This window comes from Mesorhizobium sp. M1E.F.Ca.ET.041.01.1.1 (assembly GCF_003997355.1).
Taxonomy (GTDB): Bacteria; Pseudomonadota; Alphaproteobacteria; order Rhizobiales; family Rhizobiaceae; genus Mesorhizobium.
The window spans coordinates 1-15,234 of the sequence record NZ_RZSL01000004.1; the positions used below are offsets into that span (position 1 = coordinate 1).

General features: G+C 58.8%; 11 protein-coding genes. 4 read left to right on the plus strand and 7 right to left on the minus strand.

Annotated elements, in window-relative coordinates:
* A partial coding sequence (locus tag EOA38_RS01050) for a B12-binding domain-containing protein (RefSeq protein WP_127298279.1) occupies positions 1–613 on the minus strand: 613 nt, incomplete at its 3' end.
* Between the two features lie 381 nt (positions 614–994).
* Positions 995–1,903 carry a LysR substrate-binding domain-containing protein gene (locus tag EOA38_RS01055; RefSeq protein ID WP_126080616.1) on the minus strand — a complete coding sequence of 303 codons (909 nt, stop codon included), beginning with the start codon at positions 1,901–1,903 and terminating at the stop codon, positions 995–997.
* Positions 1,904–2,143: 240 nt separating this feature from the next.
* On the opposite strand from EOA38_RS01055, the gene EOA38_RS01060 reads away from it, so the two are divergent.
* The 4 genes from EOA38_RS01060 to EOA38_RS01080 all read left to right on the plus strand — a co-directional run bounded on the left by EOA38_RS01060 (position 2,144) and on the right by EOA38_RS01080 (position 7,748).
* A complete protein-coding gene (locus EOA38_RS01060; protein ID WP_245459658.1) occupies positions 2,144–3,388 on the plus strand; it encodes an FAD-binding oxidoreductase in 1,245 nt (414 codons plus the stop codon).
* 17 nt (positions 3,389–3,405) lie between these two features.
* Positions 3,406–4,287, plus strand: coding sequence for a dihydrodipicolinate synthase family protein (locus EOA38_RS01065; RefSeq protein WP_126080618.1), 882 nt, complete (start codon positions 3,406–3,408; stop codon positions 4,285–4,287).
* A 26-nt stretch (positions 4,288–4,313) separates the two neighbouring features.
* Positions 4,314–4,928 carry a short chain dehydrogenase gene (locus EOA38_RS01070; protein ID WP_126080619.1) on the plus strand — a complete coding sequence of 205 codons (615 nt, stop codon included), beginning with the start codon at positions 4,314–4,316 and terminating at the stop codon, positions 4,926–4,928.
* A gap of 369 nt (positions 4,929–5,297) precedes the next feature.
* Entirely contained in the window at positions 5,298–7,748 is a 2,451-nt protein-coding gene (locus EOA38_RS01080; RefSeq protein WP_126080621.1) for an FAD-dependent oxidoreductase, read from the plus strand.
* Positions 7,749–8,250: 502 nt separating this feature from the next.
* Here EOA38_RS01080 and EOA38_RS01085 read toward each other — a convergent pair.
* The 5 genes from EOA38_RS01085 to EOA38_RS01105 form a co-directional block, all read right to left on the minus strand.
* The gene (locus EOA38_RS01085; RefSeq protein ID WP_126080622.1) at positions 8,251–9,444 is read right to left on the minus strand and encodes a betaine/proline/choline family ABC transporter ATP-binding protein; all 1,194 of its coding nucleotides are present in this window, start codon (positions 9,442–9,444) and stop codon (positions 8,251–8,253) included.
* Between the two features lie 86 nt (positions 9,445–9,530).
* The gene (gene proX, locus EOA38_RS01090; RefSeq protein WP_126080623.1) at positions 9,531–10,502 is read right to left on the minus strand and encodes a glycine betaine/L-proline ABC transporter substrate-binding protein ProX; all 972 of its coding nucleotides are present in this window, start codon (positions 10,500–10,502) and stop codon (positions 9,531–9,533) included.
* A gap of 27 nt (positions 10,503–10,529) precedes the next feature.
* Positions 10,530–11,402, minus strand: a complete 873-nt coding sequence (locus EOA38_RS01095) for an ABC transporter permease subunit (protein WP_245466464.1) — start codon at positions 11,400–11,402, stop codon at positions 10,530–10,532.
* 367 nt (positions 11,403–11,769) lie between these two features.
* Positions 11,770–13,419 (minus strand): ABC transporter substrate-binding protein, encoded by a 1,650-nt coding sequence (locus tag EOA38_RS01100; protein ID WP_126080625.1) that lies wholly within the window; start codon positions 13,417–13,419, stop codon positions 11,770–11,772.
* Positions 13,420–13,478: 59 nt separating this feature from the next.
* Complete coding sequence (locus EOA38_RS01105) at positions 13,479–15,017, minus strand: trimethylamine methyltransferase family protein (protein WP_126080626.1); 1,539 nt, start codon at positions 15,015–15,017, stop codon at positions 13,479–13,481.
* Positions 15,018–15,234 lie beyond the last annotated feature (217 nt).

Genomic DNA, 15,234 nt, shown 5'->3' on the forward strand with positions numbered 1-15,234 from the left:
CGGCGCCGACGGCCTTGCCGAATTCCTCGTTCAGCGGCGCACCGCCGACCAGCACGACATAGTCGTCGCGAATGCCCTTTTCCTTCATCGTGTCGATGACGACCTTCATGTAGGGCATGGTGGTGGTCAGCAGCGCCGACATGCCGACAATATCAGGTTTATGCTCTTCAATCGCCGCCATATACTTCTCGACCGCATTGTTGATGCCGAGGTCGATGACGTCGAAGCCGGCGCCTTCCATCATCATGCCGACGAGGTTCTTGCCAATGTCGTGGATGTCGCCCTTGACGGTGCCGATCACCATCTTGCCCTGCTTTGGCGCGCCGGTGGCGATAAGCAGCGGGCGCAGGATGAACATGCCGGCCTTCATCGCATTGGCCGACAGCAGCACTTCCGGAACAAACAGGATACCGTCGCGAAAATCCTCGCCGACGATGCGCATGCCTTCGACCAGCGCCTCGGTGAGCACCTTGTAGGGCGCCCATCCGCGCTCCAGCAGGATGGCCGTGCCTTCCTCAATTTCTTCCTTCAGCCCGTCATAAAGGTCGTCGTGCATCTGCTGCACGAGTTCCTCGTCGGACAGCTCGGAAAGGATGATCTCTTCGTCAGCCATGTTGGTTCACCTGATGCTCAATTCAAAGGAGGTCGGCGCCCCATCTCGATGGGGCACCGATCAGGCTTCCGGTTCGAAGCCTTGGGAGTTGATTTTCAGGCTGCCAGCCACTATTCCCGCAGGTGAATCTGGGAACCGGAAGACTGGCCTGTGCGGCGCCGGATTGCGGGAATATCAGTGTCCATCATCGCGTCACCCTCAGCGGAATGACCCGCATCCCGCGTCAAACATCAGTGGCCCGGCCGTCCAATAGGGGCGGACCCTAGCTTAATCTCGCGCTGATGATAGGCGCCGGCAATTGTCCTGAGAATGCGCAAAAGCTTTCGCTTGTCTTAAATCCAGTTTATATCCAGAGGCGGATAGGGTGAGGGGCAATTCAGGTCACGGGCGGAGTTCTTCAGACTGGACGAGAAACCAGTCAACCAAAATCTTGCATCTCTTGTTCTTGCTGGCATCCTCGCTGGCCAACAGAAAGAAGGCCCTGTCGGTCTGGATTTGGGTTGGCAATGGCTTGACCAGGAGGCGGTTGTCGAGCAACTGCTGGGCGGTAAGGGACCACCCCAATGCTATTCCTTCACCAGCCAGAGCCGCTTGAAGCGTTAGCTGGTAGTCATTGAACACGATATTGGGCTTGATGTCGCTGGCATCGCCGCCTGCCAACTCGACCCATTCGGGCCAATCCAGGCGCTTGCGAAAAGCATCGGACGAATGAATCAGTTGATGGTGGATCAGATCTTCGACGGCTTGGGGAGCGGGGTGCGACAGAAGATATGCCGGTGAGCAGACGGGAAAGATGATCTCGTCGCAAACGAACCAGCTGTTGGCCCTTTCAAAATTCCGGGGCCGCACCCAAACCGTCACGTCGATCTCATGATCTGGCTCGACATCGCGGTCGGTGGCGACCACCTTGATCCTGACGTCCGGATGCTCTTCCTGGAAATGATAGAGTTGAGGCGCGAGCCAATGTGCCGCCAGAGATGTCGAAGCTGCGAAAGTTATGTACTTCGTTCCGCGATCAGTGATGGTCTCAAGCCGCTGTTCCAGACGGCGGAAGCTGTTGCGCACCTCATCGTAGAGCTGCCTGCCGGGCTCGGTCAGCTGCACTCCCCGATTGTCTCGGACAAAGAGTGCCGTCCCGCAATGCTTTTCGAACATTTTGATCGAATGCGAGATACTTGGCTGCGTCACGTTGAGTTCGCTGGCCGCGTTCTTGAAACTCAGCGTTCGGGCCGCCGCTTCGAAGACGAAAAGCGAATGCGTCGATGGGACAAGATTGCGAAGCTTGGACATGAAGCAGGTCTATATCAGACCGCATATTTTCCGTCTACGAGACGAACGACACATCGTTTATTCGAAACAGGAACAAGCCAGAGCGAGCGGTGCACTACCCACCGGCCGCCTTCACCGAGCGAGTTGGCAGTGAACTCTTTGAATCAAACAAAGACAAGAGAGCGTATTGTCGTCCAAGCACCGCATCCGGAGCCAACAGTCTCAGGGTGGTACCGCACGTCGGGACCGGAGCTACCCTTAGTGCCGCAGCAAGGCGATGTCACATGCGATTGCCTGGTCATTGGCGGCGGCTGGATGGGGCTTCACGCGGCCCGCCGATTTGCCGAACTCAACCCCCAGTCTTCGGTAATCCTCGTCGACGCCGGACGTATCGGGGACAATGCATCGGGGCGGTGCATGGGCTTCGTCATCGATCTCGCGCACAATCCCCGAAAACGCGACTTCGTTGAAGACATTAGGGGAAACAAGGAAGAGCTGTACGTCAACCTTGAGGGCATCGCCTACATTCGAACCGCCGTCGAGGAGCATGGGGTAGACTGTGATTGGGACCCGCAGGGGAAATACCACAGCGCGGCCACGTCTCACGGCGTTGCCGATCTACACCGCTTTTCGGAGGCGCTCGATAAGCTTGGACAGAAGTACAGCTGGGTTGAAGCCCCTGAAATTCAGTCGATCACCGGCAGTAAGCACTACGTCAAAGCTTTGCATCACCCTGGCACGATTCTGGTCCAGCCTGCGAAGTATCTCAAGAACGCCGTAAACAGCCTCCCCGAGAACGTTACCATCCATGAAAACACCGCCATTGTGGCGGTCCAGTTCGGTGCGCCGAAGCACATCTGCGAGACGCCTGCTGGAACAATCAGGGCTTCGAAGGTCATCATCTGCGCATCGGGTTATCTGACGAGATTTGGCTTCTTCGAAAACCGAGCCATACCACTCTACACGTTCGCGAGCATGACCAGACAGCTCACTGAGAGCGAGCTTTCCAACGTGGGCAACAAGCGAACATATGGGCTTATTCCGGCCGATAGCTTTGGGACGACGGTGCGACGTACTATAGACAACCGTCTTTTCCTTAGAAACGTTTACTCGTATGCGACTAATTTCAAAACAACCAAACAAGATGTCCTTAGGGCGCGGACCCAGCAGCAGGTAGCATTTGACCGCCGATGGCCCGGGCTTTCGTCAATCGGCTTTGAGGCCAGCTGGGGTGGTCTGCTTACGCTCGCGCAAAATGGCGGCATGGTCTTCGGCGAGTTGGCGCACGACGTCTATGGTGCCGCCTTCTGTAATGGAACCGGCGTCGCTCGAGGGGCTGCCTTTGGCAAGGCTGTCGCCGAACTGGCCACGGGGCAATCTTCGGCTGTGATCGATATCCTGAAGACGCGGGCCGCTCCGAGCAGGACTTATCCGAGACTTGTCACATCAATGGGCGTCCGGTTCGTGACCGCTCTTCGTTTCAGGCAGGCAGGCGCGGAAGTCTAGCAATAAGAGGAACGGCAATGGCGGACCTGAAGGGCATCAATCTTGCAATGCAGACACCGTTCGAACCTACCGGTGCGATCGATTACGGCCTCTTCGAAGAGTTGATCGAAAAATACGTATCGGCGGGAGTTCACGGCTTGGTTCTTGGGGCAGGTACAGGCCAGCACCCTTACCTGACCGAGTCCGAATGCAATCGGCTCTACGAGCTCGGGGCGAAGCGCATCGCAGGACGCTGCAACGTTGTCTGCCAGACCTCGGCCCTGAATATGGACGAAGTCATACGGCGGTCACAGCAAGCTGAATCGGTCGGCGCGGACGCGCTGATGATTTTGCCGCCGTATCTCGAAGGTCCGTCAGACGAGGATGGAATTTTCAATTTCTACAGGGAAATCGACGCGGCGGTTGGCGTGGATATTGTGGGCTACAACATCCCGCAGGCTACCGGGATCGCGGTTTCGCCACGCCTTTTTGATCGACTGAGCGGTCTCAAGCATTTCAATTACATCAAAGATAGTGCCGGCGACTTCACCGTGCATCAGGAGTATCTGCAGACGGGAGGCAAGGTGCTAAATGGTTGCGATACAACAACCCTCTATGCGCTGATGGCAGGCGCGCGCGGTGTTATCTGGGGCGCAGCAAACTACATGCCTCTTGAGGCTGTCGAATTGTACAACCTTGTGGCAGCGAAGGATTTGGAGAGGGCTCTGGCACTTTGGCAGCGGATGCTGCCCTCGTTGCTTTTTATCTGGCGGGCACCATATACGCCTTCTGTTCTGAGAGCCGCGCAACTGCGCGGCCTCGGAACCGGGAATGTCCGCAAGCCATTGGCAAAACTCTCGGCGGACCAGGACATGGCGCTTCGCGCCGCACTTGCCCCGCTGTTTGAGGTCGCCTCCTAGCCGTCAGGATATCCAGGGGAGTCCCTATGCGAATTGTCCTGGTTGGTTCGACTGGGATTGTCGGGTCGGCCGTAGCGGCCGAACTTGGCAAGCGGCACAACATTATAGGAGTCGGGCGAACTAGCGGCTTATTCAACGTCGACATCGCCGAGCCGAACTCTATCGACCAATTATTCGACAAGATCGGTGCATTTGACGCGTTGATCTGCACAGCAGGGGCCGTGCACTACGCCCCGCTGAACCAATTCACGAATGAACAGTTCGAAATCGGGCTGCGCAGTAAGTTGATGGGGCAGGTCAATCTCGTAGCGAAGGGTCTCAAGCGTATCCGCGACCACGGATCATTTACCTTGACCTCGGGTCTAACCAACGAAGATCCCATCCGGCAGGGAAGCTCGTCCGCCCTGGTCAATGGCGCGTTAGACGGTTTTGTACGCAGCGCGGCAATCGAGCTTGGGCGGGGGCTGCGGATCAATCTGGTCAGTCCGACTCTCGTACAGGAGTCGGTTCAGCTCTACGGCGACTTCTTTCCTGGCACCGCGGCGGTGCCGGCGAGCGAGGTGGCGCTCGGCTACGTCAAGAGCGCAGAGGGCAGTCAAACGGGTCGAGTTTATCGCATGGGTTGGGTCAGAGACGCCTAATCTGACCAACAATGAACGTCGCGCTAACGGAGGACAAGCATGCCCAGGCAACTCTGCATCGGAGGTAGGTGGGAACTCGGTGGTAGAGCGGCCCAATTTCGATGTGACAAACCCTGCGCATCGTTCTGCGGAGGGGGCATCAACTTGTGGATGTCGCTCCATGAATAGGCAGCGGGTGGTCGGCTTAGAAAATGCCCATCAAGGCGCACTATCGTCGTTGCAGGCGACAGGTGAATGTGACGCAGGGCGCCACTTCACCCCCGTGCCAGAAGGCCATATCCGCATCAGCCTCTGCCAGCCCGAACCTATGCTGCAAGAAGCAGCGCTCCGGCTGCGCCGTTTCGCTTCCAGCTACCGCCGCGAGGCCGCATGACCGCCAAAGCCATTCCCGCCAAAGCAAGAGCGGTCATCATCGGTGGCGGCGTTTCCGGCTGCTCCGTCGCCTATCACCTGGCCAAACTCGGCTGGACCGACATCGTGCTTCTGGAGCGCAAGCAGCTGACGTCAGGCACGACATGGCATGCCGCCGGCCTGATCGGCCAGTTGCGCGGCTCGCAGAACATGACCCGGCTGGCGAAATATTCCGCCGACCTCTACGTCAAGCTGGAAGCCGAGACCGAGGTCGGCACCGGCATGCGCCAGGTCGGTTCGATCACCGTGGCGCTGACCGAGGAGCGCAAGCACGAGATCTACAGGCAAGCATCGCTGGCGCGTGCCTTCGATGTCGATGTCCGCGAGATTTCTCCCAATGAAGTCAAGCAGATGTATCCGCATCTGAATGTCTCGGACGTCGTCGGCGCCGTGCATCTGCCGCTCGACGGCCAGTGCGACCCCGCAAACATCGCCATGGCGCTGGCCAAGGGCGCGCGCCAGCGCGGCGCCACCATCGTCGAGAACGTAAAGGTCACCAAGGTCCATACCAGGGCCGGCCGCGTCACCGGCGTGTCCTGGGCGCAAGGCGAAGAGCAAGGCACGATCGAGGCCGACATCGTCGTCAATTGCGCCGGCATGTGGGCGCGCGAACTGGGAGCGCAGAACGGCGTCACCATCCCGCTACACGCCTGCGAGCATTTTTATCTCGTCACCGAGCCGATCCCCGGCCTCACCCGTCTGCCGGTGCTGCGGGTGCCGGACGAGTGCGCCTACTACAAGGAAGACGCCGGCAAGATGATGCTGGGCGCCTTCGAGCCGGTGGCCAAGCCGTGGGGCATGGACGGCATAAGCGAGGATTTCTGCTTCGACCAACTGCCTGAGGACATGGAGCATTTCGAGCCGATCCTCGAAATGGGCGTCAACCGCATGCCGATGCTGGCGACCGCCGGCATCCACACCTTCTTCAACGGTCCGGAGAGTTTTACGCCCGATGACCGCTACTATCTCGGTGAGGCGCCGGAGCTGTCCGGCTACTGGATGGCGACCGGCTACAATTCGATCGGCATCGTCTCCTCCGGCGGCGCCGGCATGGCGCTGGCGCAGTGGATCAATGACGGCGAAGCGCCCTTCGACCTGTGGGAGGTCGACATCCGCCGCGCCCAGCCATTCCAGAAGAACCGACGCTATCTCAAGGAGCGCGTCTCCGAGACGCTCGGCCTGCTCTATGCCGACCATTTCCCCTATCGGCAGATGGCGACCTCGAGGAATGTCCGCCGCTCGCCCCTGCATGAGCATCTGAAGGCGCGCGGCGCGGTGTTCGGCGAAGTCGCCGGCTGGGAGCGCGCCAACTGGTTCGCACGCGAGGGCCAGGAGCGCGAATACCGCTATTCCTGGAAGCGGCAGAACTGGTTCGACAACCAGCGCGAGGAACACCTCGCGGTCCGAAACAAGGTCGGCCTGTTCGACATGACCTCGTTCGGCAAGATCCGTGTCGAAGGCCGCGACGCCTGTGCCTTCCTCCAGAAGCTCTGCGCCAACGACATGGACGTCGCGCCGGGCAAGATCGTCTACACCCAGATGCTCAACCAACGCGGCGGCATCGAGAGCGACCTGACGGTCTCGCGCCTGTCGGAGACGGCGTTCTTCCTCGTCGTCCCAGGCGCCACGCTGCAGCGTGACCTCGCCTGGCTGCGCCGCCATGTCGGCGGGCAGTTCGTTGTCGTCACCGACGTAACGGCGGCCGAAAGCGTGCTCTGTCTCATGGGTCCGGATGCGCGAAAGCTGATCCAGAAGGTCAGCCCGAACGATTTCTCCAATGAGAAAAATCCGTTCGGCACATTCCAGGAGATCGAGATCGGCATGGGCCTGGCCCGCGCCCACCGCGTCACCTATGTCGGCGAGCTCGGCTGGGAACTCTATGTCTCGACCGACCAGGCAGCACACGTTTTCGAAGCGATCGACGAGGCCGGTGCCGATGTCGGCCTGAAACTCTGCGGCCTGCACACGCTGGATTCCTGCCGCATCGAAAAGGCTTTCCGGCATTTCGGCCACGACATCACCGACGAGGACAATGTGCTGGAGGCCGGCCTCGGCTTCGCGGTGAAGACCGCCAAGGGCGACTTCATCGGCCGCGATGCCGTGCTGCGCAAAAAGGAAGCCGGCCTGTCACGCCGGCTCGTCCAGTTCCGGCTTAAGGATCCAGAGCCCCTGCTCTTCCATAACGAGGCGATCCTGCGCGACGGCAAGATCGTCGGTCCGATCACATCAGGCAATTACGGCCATCACCTCGGCGGCGCGGTAGGGCTGGGTTATGTGCCATGCCGGGGCGAGAGCGAGGCCGATGTGCTGGCTTCATCCTACGAGATCGAAATCGCCGGCGAACGCTTCGCGGCGGAAGCATCGTTGAAGCCGATGTACGATCCGAAGGCTGAAAAAGTGCGGGCCTGAGTTACAAACACCTATAGGAATGAGTGGATAGCTGCGCAACGCGTCTTCGCAAGGGATGCAGCTTCGATACGTAACGCGAGCAATTATACGTCAAGCGTCTAGGTGTCCGTATCCCCAATGCCGTCTCTTGTTGGGAGACCTTGAAAGTAGTGATGCTGGCCAAGGCCCGAGAGATATCAGCCCTAACCGCGGTGGAGCGGCTCAAGGCCTTGTAGGCAGACGTCCTCAGTACCGGTCCCTACGATCGACCACAGCCGTGGGTGGGTGGCAAGTCTTCAATAGGACCAATTTAAATGTGTCAGATCGGCGGTGGTAAAATGGGCGTGCGGATTTAAAGCCCGTTGCGTCCACCGCGCGTGGATCGCCCGGGCGGAACGTAAGTCATCGCCGCGAAAGGGCGACGGCGGGGTCCTTCACGAAAGTAGTTTCAGACTGTTCAGCATGCAGGGCGCCGGGGCACTGCGCGAGCACTTCTACTAAGCACGGGACAAGGTCGGTTCGCTCATTTCTTGCCTTCGTCGCTGTGAGCAGAGAGCGCAGCTGTGTCCATATCGATTGATCTTCCAGAGCTTGTTGGGCGGATTGAGGGGGCAGAGCTGCCCCCGTACTGGCAAATTTTTCCCGATTTCAAACCACTCACGGCCTTGGGGCTCGATATCACGCCTTGAATTCCTGAAAACAGGGCGCGCCGGGTGACGACGCCCGCCGGCTCGCTGCCGTCATAGACTGCGATCAGATCGCCGCCATCCGCAGCGGTGCTGATCACAGCGGAGAGCTTGTCAGTGGTTTGCACGCGGGGGAGCGCTTGGAATTTCTTTTCAGAAAGCGTCGCTATGCTGTCCCGCGGCTGCATGATCTTCCTGGCAGTGACGAGATTGAGCAGCGAAATGCCTGAGACGAAATCAGCGACATAGCGGTCCTTGGGCGCGGTTACGATGTCTTCCGGCGTTCCCACTTGAACGAACTTACCATCCTTCATGATCGCAATACGATCGCCCAGGCGAATGGCTTCGTCGAGGTCGTGTGTGATAAACACCGTTGTTTTCTGGACGACCTTCGCGAGGTCTAGGAACTGCTGTTGGAGTTGGCGGCGGATCAACGGGTCGAGCGCTGAGAACGGCTCGTCCAGTAACAGGATCTGCGGGTCTGCCGCCATGGCACGGGCAAGCCCCACCCGCTGCTTCATCCCGCCCGAGAGCTCGTCCGGGTAACGCTCGCCCCAACCGCTCAAGTCAACGAGCTTGAGGTTTTCTTCCGCCACGCGGCGGCACTCCTTGCGTGATTTGCCTCGGAGTTCGAGACTGAGGGAAACATTGTCGTAGACGGTGCGGTGCGGCAGCAGCGCCATGTGCTGGAAGACCATGCCGACCGTCTCTGAGCGAAGGGTCCGGAGTTCAGACGGCGAAAGTTTGTTGATGGCATTTCCGCCGATCCGAACCTCGCCTGCGGTTGGTTCGATCAGCCGATTGAGATGGCGGACAAGCGTCGATTTCCCTGAGCCGGACAGCCCCATGATGCAAAAGATCTCGCCGGGCTCGACCGAGAAGGACACATCGGCCACACCCAGAACGCAATCGAATTCTTCAAGGACTTGCCTCTTGCTGAACCCGCGATCGCGGGCCGCCGCGAGGGCTTTCCCTTTGCGCGTCCCGAAAATTTTCCACAAGCCGGAACAGACGATGGCGGGTATAGTCATGTGCGGAACTCTCGATAGTGTGTTGTGCCTATCTTCAGACCGTAATCGGCCGGCGGATGCCGCCGGCCGATTTAAACCTCAGAGCCTCACTTGGCGGCCTTGGCTTCAGCGATCCACTTTTCCCAATCAGCGTGGTGAGCGGCGATCCAGTCGGTTGCGTGTTTCATGATCTGCTCGTTGCTCTTTTCACCATTGGCAACCTTTTGATTTTCCGCGTTGACGTCCGCAATCGGGATCTGCACGAGCTCAAAGAATTTCTTGGCTTTCGGGTTGGCTTTCAGCCAAGTCGTATTGGCGATGATCTTCTGGTCGTTCACGGCGAAGCCAAGATTCCCGAGGCCTTCAACAACTGTGTTGCCGGTCTCCGCGTCAGGAAGAGAGGTGTTCTTGACGTTGAGCCAGACAACCTCCTTGCCTGGGCGGAGAATGGCAGATACCCACAGCGGCGTCCAAGTGTAGTACAGTGTCGGCTTGCCAGCCTTGATGCGTTCGATCGCGTCAGGAATGATGGCGAAATAGCCGCCTTGCTTTTCCTCGACGGTATCACGCAGGCCATAGGCGTCGAGCTGATGCTCGATCACGCGTTCGCAGCCCCACCCCGGTTCGCAACCGTAGAGGTCTGCCTTTCCATTCCCGTCGATGTCGAAAAGCTTGGCCTTCTCGGGATCCTTGAGGTCCTCAAGATACTTGATGCCAGTGGCGTCGGCCGTTTTCTTATCGATCAGATAGCCCTGCAGGCTGTTCTTGATTAGGGTGCCGACGCTCATCAGCTTTTCATCGCCGCCTGATGCTTTCCAGAAAGTGTCGTGAAGCGGAACCCAGTGCACCGCATAAAAGGTGAGATCGCCGTTAGCTACAGCGGTATGCGCCAGCTGAACTTGAACCTGGGTCAGGTCAGCTATGTTATAGCCGAGCTCCTTGAGACCCTCATCCACGACAAATGTCTGGAACAGCTCTTCTGTCGCTCCGCTCCAGGCCGGCATGACCTGATCTGCCATTGCCGGCACCGCATAGCCAGCCATCACGGCCATGGCCAGCGCCACACATTTTATCTTCATCGTTTCCTCCCTGTGTGAGCAAATTGCTCAGCTTCTGTGACTAGTTGTTAAGGTGACGGCCCTGAAAAGTCCCACCGGACCTTGATGCCAGAGCTCGCCCGGCCTTCGCTTCTGTGTCGACAGCGAATGCGTGAAGCGATCCAGCACGATGGCCAGCGCGACGATGCCCAGGCCCCCGACTGTCGCCAAACCCACATCAAGACGGCCTATGCCGCGCAGCACCGTCTGGCCCAGTCCACCAACAGCGATCATCGAACCGATGACCACCATCGATAGCGACATCATCAGCGTCTGGTTGATGCCGGCCATGACGGTGGGTAGCGCAAGCGGCAGCTGAGCCTTCCACAGAAGCTGACGCTCCGTAGCGCCGAAGGCGCGCATGGCTTCGATCACCTCTTCCGGTACCTGCCGTATGCCGAGGTTCGTAAGGCGGATCAGCGGCGCAACCGCAAAAATTACCGTAACGATCACGCCCGGCACGTTGCCGATACCGAAGAGCATCACAATGGGAACCAGGTAGACGAACGCTGGAATGGTCTGCATCCCGTCAAGGATCGGACGCATCACCACAAATACTCGCTCGCTCCGCGCCGCCCAGATACCGAGCGGAATGCCAAGCATCACCGCTACGACGAGCGAAGTCAGCACAATTGAAAGCGTCGTCATGGCGTCCTGCCAGACGCCGATGAGACCCATAAAGATGAGAGCGCCGACGATAACCCCGGCGACCTTCCGTCCGCCGAACTGCCAAGCCGCCAGGCCCGCAACGATGATCATCACGACCGGAGGAACCGAATGGAGCGCTATGCCGAACCACTGCAGTAGAAGGTCGAAGGGCGCCTTGACCGATTGAAAGAACGGCCTGTAGTGATCAACAACCCAGCGCAGCCCGATAGTCATCCAATCAGCGAGAGGGATTACCCCGCACTCAAAAGGATCTAGTATTCCGCACTTACCCATGTTGCTGTTCTCCAGAAGCTTTCTCGCTCGAAAACTTGCTACGCCACCAGGGTCCAGGGGAATATCGCGGCGTCGCGCTAAAGTTAGTTGTGTGCAATAGGTGCTCCGGATTCCGCAAGGCCCTACGGCAGGTAGAGCTACTCTTCTATTCCTGAGCAGGTCGCACCGTTACCGACAGATGCGCAGTTCTCCCTGCTTCATGGTGCCATCGTCCAGACTTCACCGTCCTGTTCACCCGACGACGTCCATCTGGACACCACGCTCCGGACCAGGCCTGCCCTCCAGTCGGCGTGCTCGACTGGAGCCTTCAGGCGGCGAGCCAGACGTTCTGCAGATCCATTTGAAACGTCGGGTGAATTACGTAGTTCTGGACCTTTTTGTTCATGTGACCGAAGAGGCTTTGCCAGAACGGCTGGATGATCACTCCGGAGTCCTGCAACACGTCCTCGATGTTCTTCATAAACTCTTTGCGCTCGGCAGCGTCACTCACGGAGAAGGCCTTCTTGAGCTTGGCGTCAAACTCGGGGTTTGAATAAGCGGTCTCATTCCAGGCTTCGCCAGTGCGATAGGCCAATGCAAGAACCTGAACGCCGAGGGGGCGCATGTACCAGACGGTCAGCGAATATGGGTACTTTGACCAGTCATTCCAGAATGTCGAACCCGGAAGCACAGTACGTTTGACCTTGAAACCGGCCTCGCGCAGCTGGGCCGCGATGGCGTCCCCGGTGTTTTTCTGCCAATCCTCGTCGATCGAGATCAACTCATGCTCGAAGTCTGTATGTCCGGATTGAGCAATGAGTTTCCTCGCGCCCTCTACGTTCCGGCTCTTTTTGGGCAGAGCATAATATTCCGGATGAATTGGGCTGACGTGATGGTTTTCGCCGACCGTTCCCCGCCCTGCATAGCCGAGTTGAAGGACAGCGTTGTTATCGACCGCCATCTGCAGCGCGTTTCGGACCTTCTTGTCGTCATATGGTTTGTGGGCGGTGTTGGTGCGGCACACGAGCGTCGTTGCCGTTGCGACTTCCGATTTTACCAGGTCCATCTTGTCCAGAATGTCGATGAAGTCAGCCGGAGTCTCCAGATTGAGATCGACCTCCCCGGACTCGAAAGCAGCCACCGTCGCCTGGAAGTCGGTCCCATAATCGACGAACTGCACGCCATCGAGCAACGCCTCGCCGCCCCACCACTTGCCATCCTGCCGGCGTTTGACTTCAGCCTTGCTGCCGACCAAGTAGGATACCAGTTCAAATGGACCCGTCCCAATCGGCTTCGTGACTGGGTCGGCGCCGCCGGCATCGAAACTGGGGTGGACGATCAGCCCGGGATAGTCGGTGAAATTCGCGATTATGGCGATGTCGGGGTCGCTTAGCTCGAGTTTGACGGTATAATCATCGACCTTGACGATCGCTCCATCTCTCGCCTTGCCGTTCTTGGCATCGATAAGCCCCCCGACACGAGCGGCCATCGAGTTGCCCGAGACGCCCTTCTCGCACCACCGGGTTATGTTGAAGATTACGTCATCGGCGTCGAATGTATCGCCGTTGTTCCAGGTGACGCTCTTCCGGACGTGGAAGACATACTCCGTCGCGTCCTCATTGATCTCCCAGCTTTCCAGCAGAACAGGTTCGAACGTGAACTCATGTGTGTAACGGACGAGCGGCTCCAGCCAGCAACGAGAGATGTTGGCAAGTTCCACCCAGTCATAGGTACGCGGGTCTTTCTGCGCCTTGACGGGCATTGAGACGCGCAGAATTCCGCCCTTCTTCTGTTCAGCGGCGCGCACCGATTGGGGAAATGCCACGCCGATCAGGCTATAGGCCATCGCACCCGAGGCGCCGAATGTACTTGCAAGCGCAAGGAACTCACGCCGGTCCATCGTGCCTGCTTTGACCTCGCTCGCCATCTTATCGATGGAAGCTGGAACGCGATCCCCATTGCTTCTGAAAAACGCCATGTTTCTTCTCCCTAATTTTATTGTTCCCGGTCCATTTATTCATGGGCGCCTGGCTGGACTTAGGCGAGGCTCGGGGAAATATCCTCCTGGCGTTTCGCCACAAACGCATCGAGTTCCTCGCGGACGGCAGGGTCCATCGGCGGCTGCTCGTAGCTCGCGATGATTGCTGTCGCCTTCTCCCTGCAGCGCTGTGCCATGTCCTTGGAACCTTTGACCTTCCACTGCTCGTAGCTTAGGTAGTCGAGGATCTCCGGCGCGATGAACGCGTCCTTGAAGCGCTTGAGCGTGAAGGAATCTCCGAGATAGTGGCCGCCGGGTCCGATGCGGCGGACGGCTTCGAGCGCATCCTCGAAATATTCGAATGATATGCCCCGCGCGTATTTCTCGATGAGCAGGTTCTGTTCAGCATCGGCGATGAACTTCGCCATGCAGCACACCAGACCGGCTTCATCCCAGCCGCCGGCATGCATCATAAGGTTGGAGCAGGCGCTGGCGCCGGACATGTAGGCGATGGCTGATTCATAACCGGACTGGGCATCGAAGGTTTTGGCGGAGGATTGAGACGCAGTGGTTCGCCACGGCACGTTATAGCGCCTTGCCAGTTGTCCGATGACGGCGTTGATCAGAGTAACTTCCGGCATGCCGGACATGGGGGCGCCGCTGCGCATCGACACCGAGACGGAATATTGACCGTAGATCATCTTGGCGCCTGGCGCGGCAAGCTGAGTATAGGCCAGCGCGGCGAGCGCCTCCGCATTCAACTGGGCGATCGTGGCGGGGATGTCGGCGGGAGTGTTGGCGGCGCCGAGCACGAATGGAGACAGCAGCACGACCTGGTTCGCGTCGGCGAAGGCGCGAAGCCCTTCCAGCATGGTCGAATCCCAGACAAGCGGCGAGTTGCCCGACACGTGACCGATCATCACCGCGTTCTGATCCATGAATGCCTTGCCATGCACGATCTGGCCCATCGCGATCGAGTCGTCGGCACGTTGCTTTCCGGTCGTCAGACCGAAGAAAGGCATGTTGGTTTCCACCAGGCTCGAATGATTGATGTGCAGATGGCGCCATGGCACGGCGATGTCGGTCGGCTCGCAGGTGAACCCGCCCGCGATATGGAAACCGGGCAGCATCTGGGTCAGCCGGTTCATGTTCCGGAGATCCTCGATCGTGGATGCGCGCCGCACGCCCTGAAGATCGCGGATGTTTGGCGCACCCTGCATGACGCCGAAAGTCATTGTATCTGGCGCGATCTCGAAACGCTGTGACGGATCGCGAGACGTCATTTCAAAACGGGAAGGGGCCTTGGAGATGAGATCCATGACCATGTCGGCCTCGAGGCGAACGCGGTGTTCACGGACATCCGCCCCCGCCTCTTTCCACTGCCTGATCGCTGTCTCATCTCTGAATTCGATCCCGATCTCGCGTAGGATCGCCAGCGAAGCCTGATGAATGCGCTCAAGCTGTTCGGCGTTGACGGCCTCCACAGGTCGAATTCCGTACTTGATAGTCGAGACACGCGGCCTTCTTTCAGCCTCCCGTGCCGCAACCACCGAAGACCGGCCTCCGCGGCGTCGGTTTGCGGGAACGTCAGTGTCCATTCAGAGCCTCGCCCGCGATAGCGGAACGACCGGCGTCCCGCATTAAAACACTCGTGGCCCCGCCGTCTAAGAAGGCGTGCCGGATTTGTATCTTGCTGATGATAGGCGCGGGCAATAGCCTTGAGAATGCGCAAAAGGTTTCGCTAGTCTTAAACCCACTTTATGTCCAAGTCCCTCGGGCGAAAGCTTTTTGCGATCCCATCACACCACTAGAGCA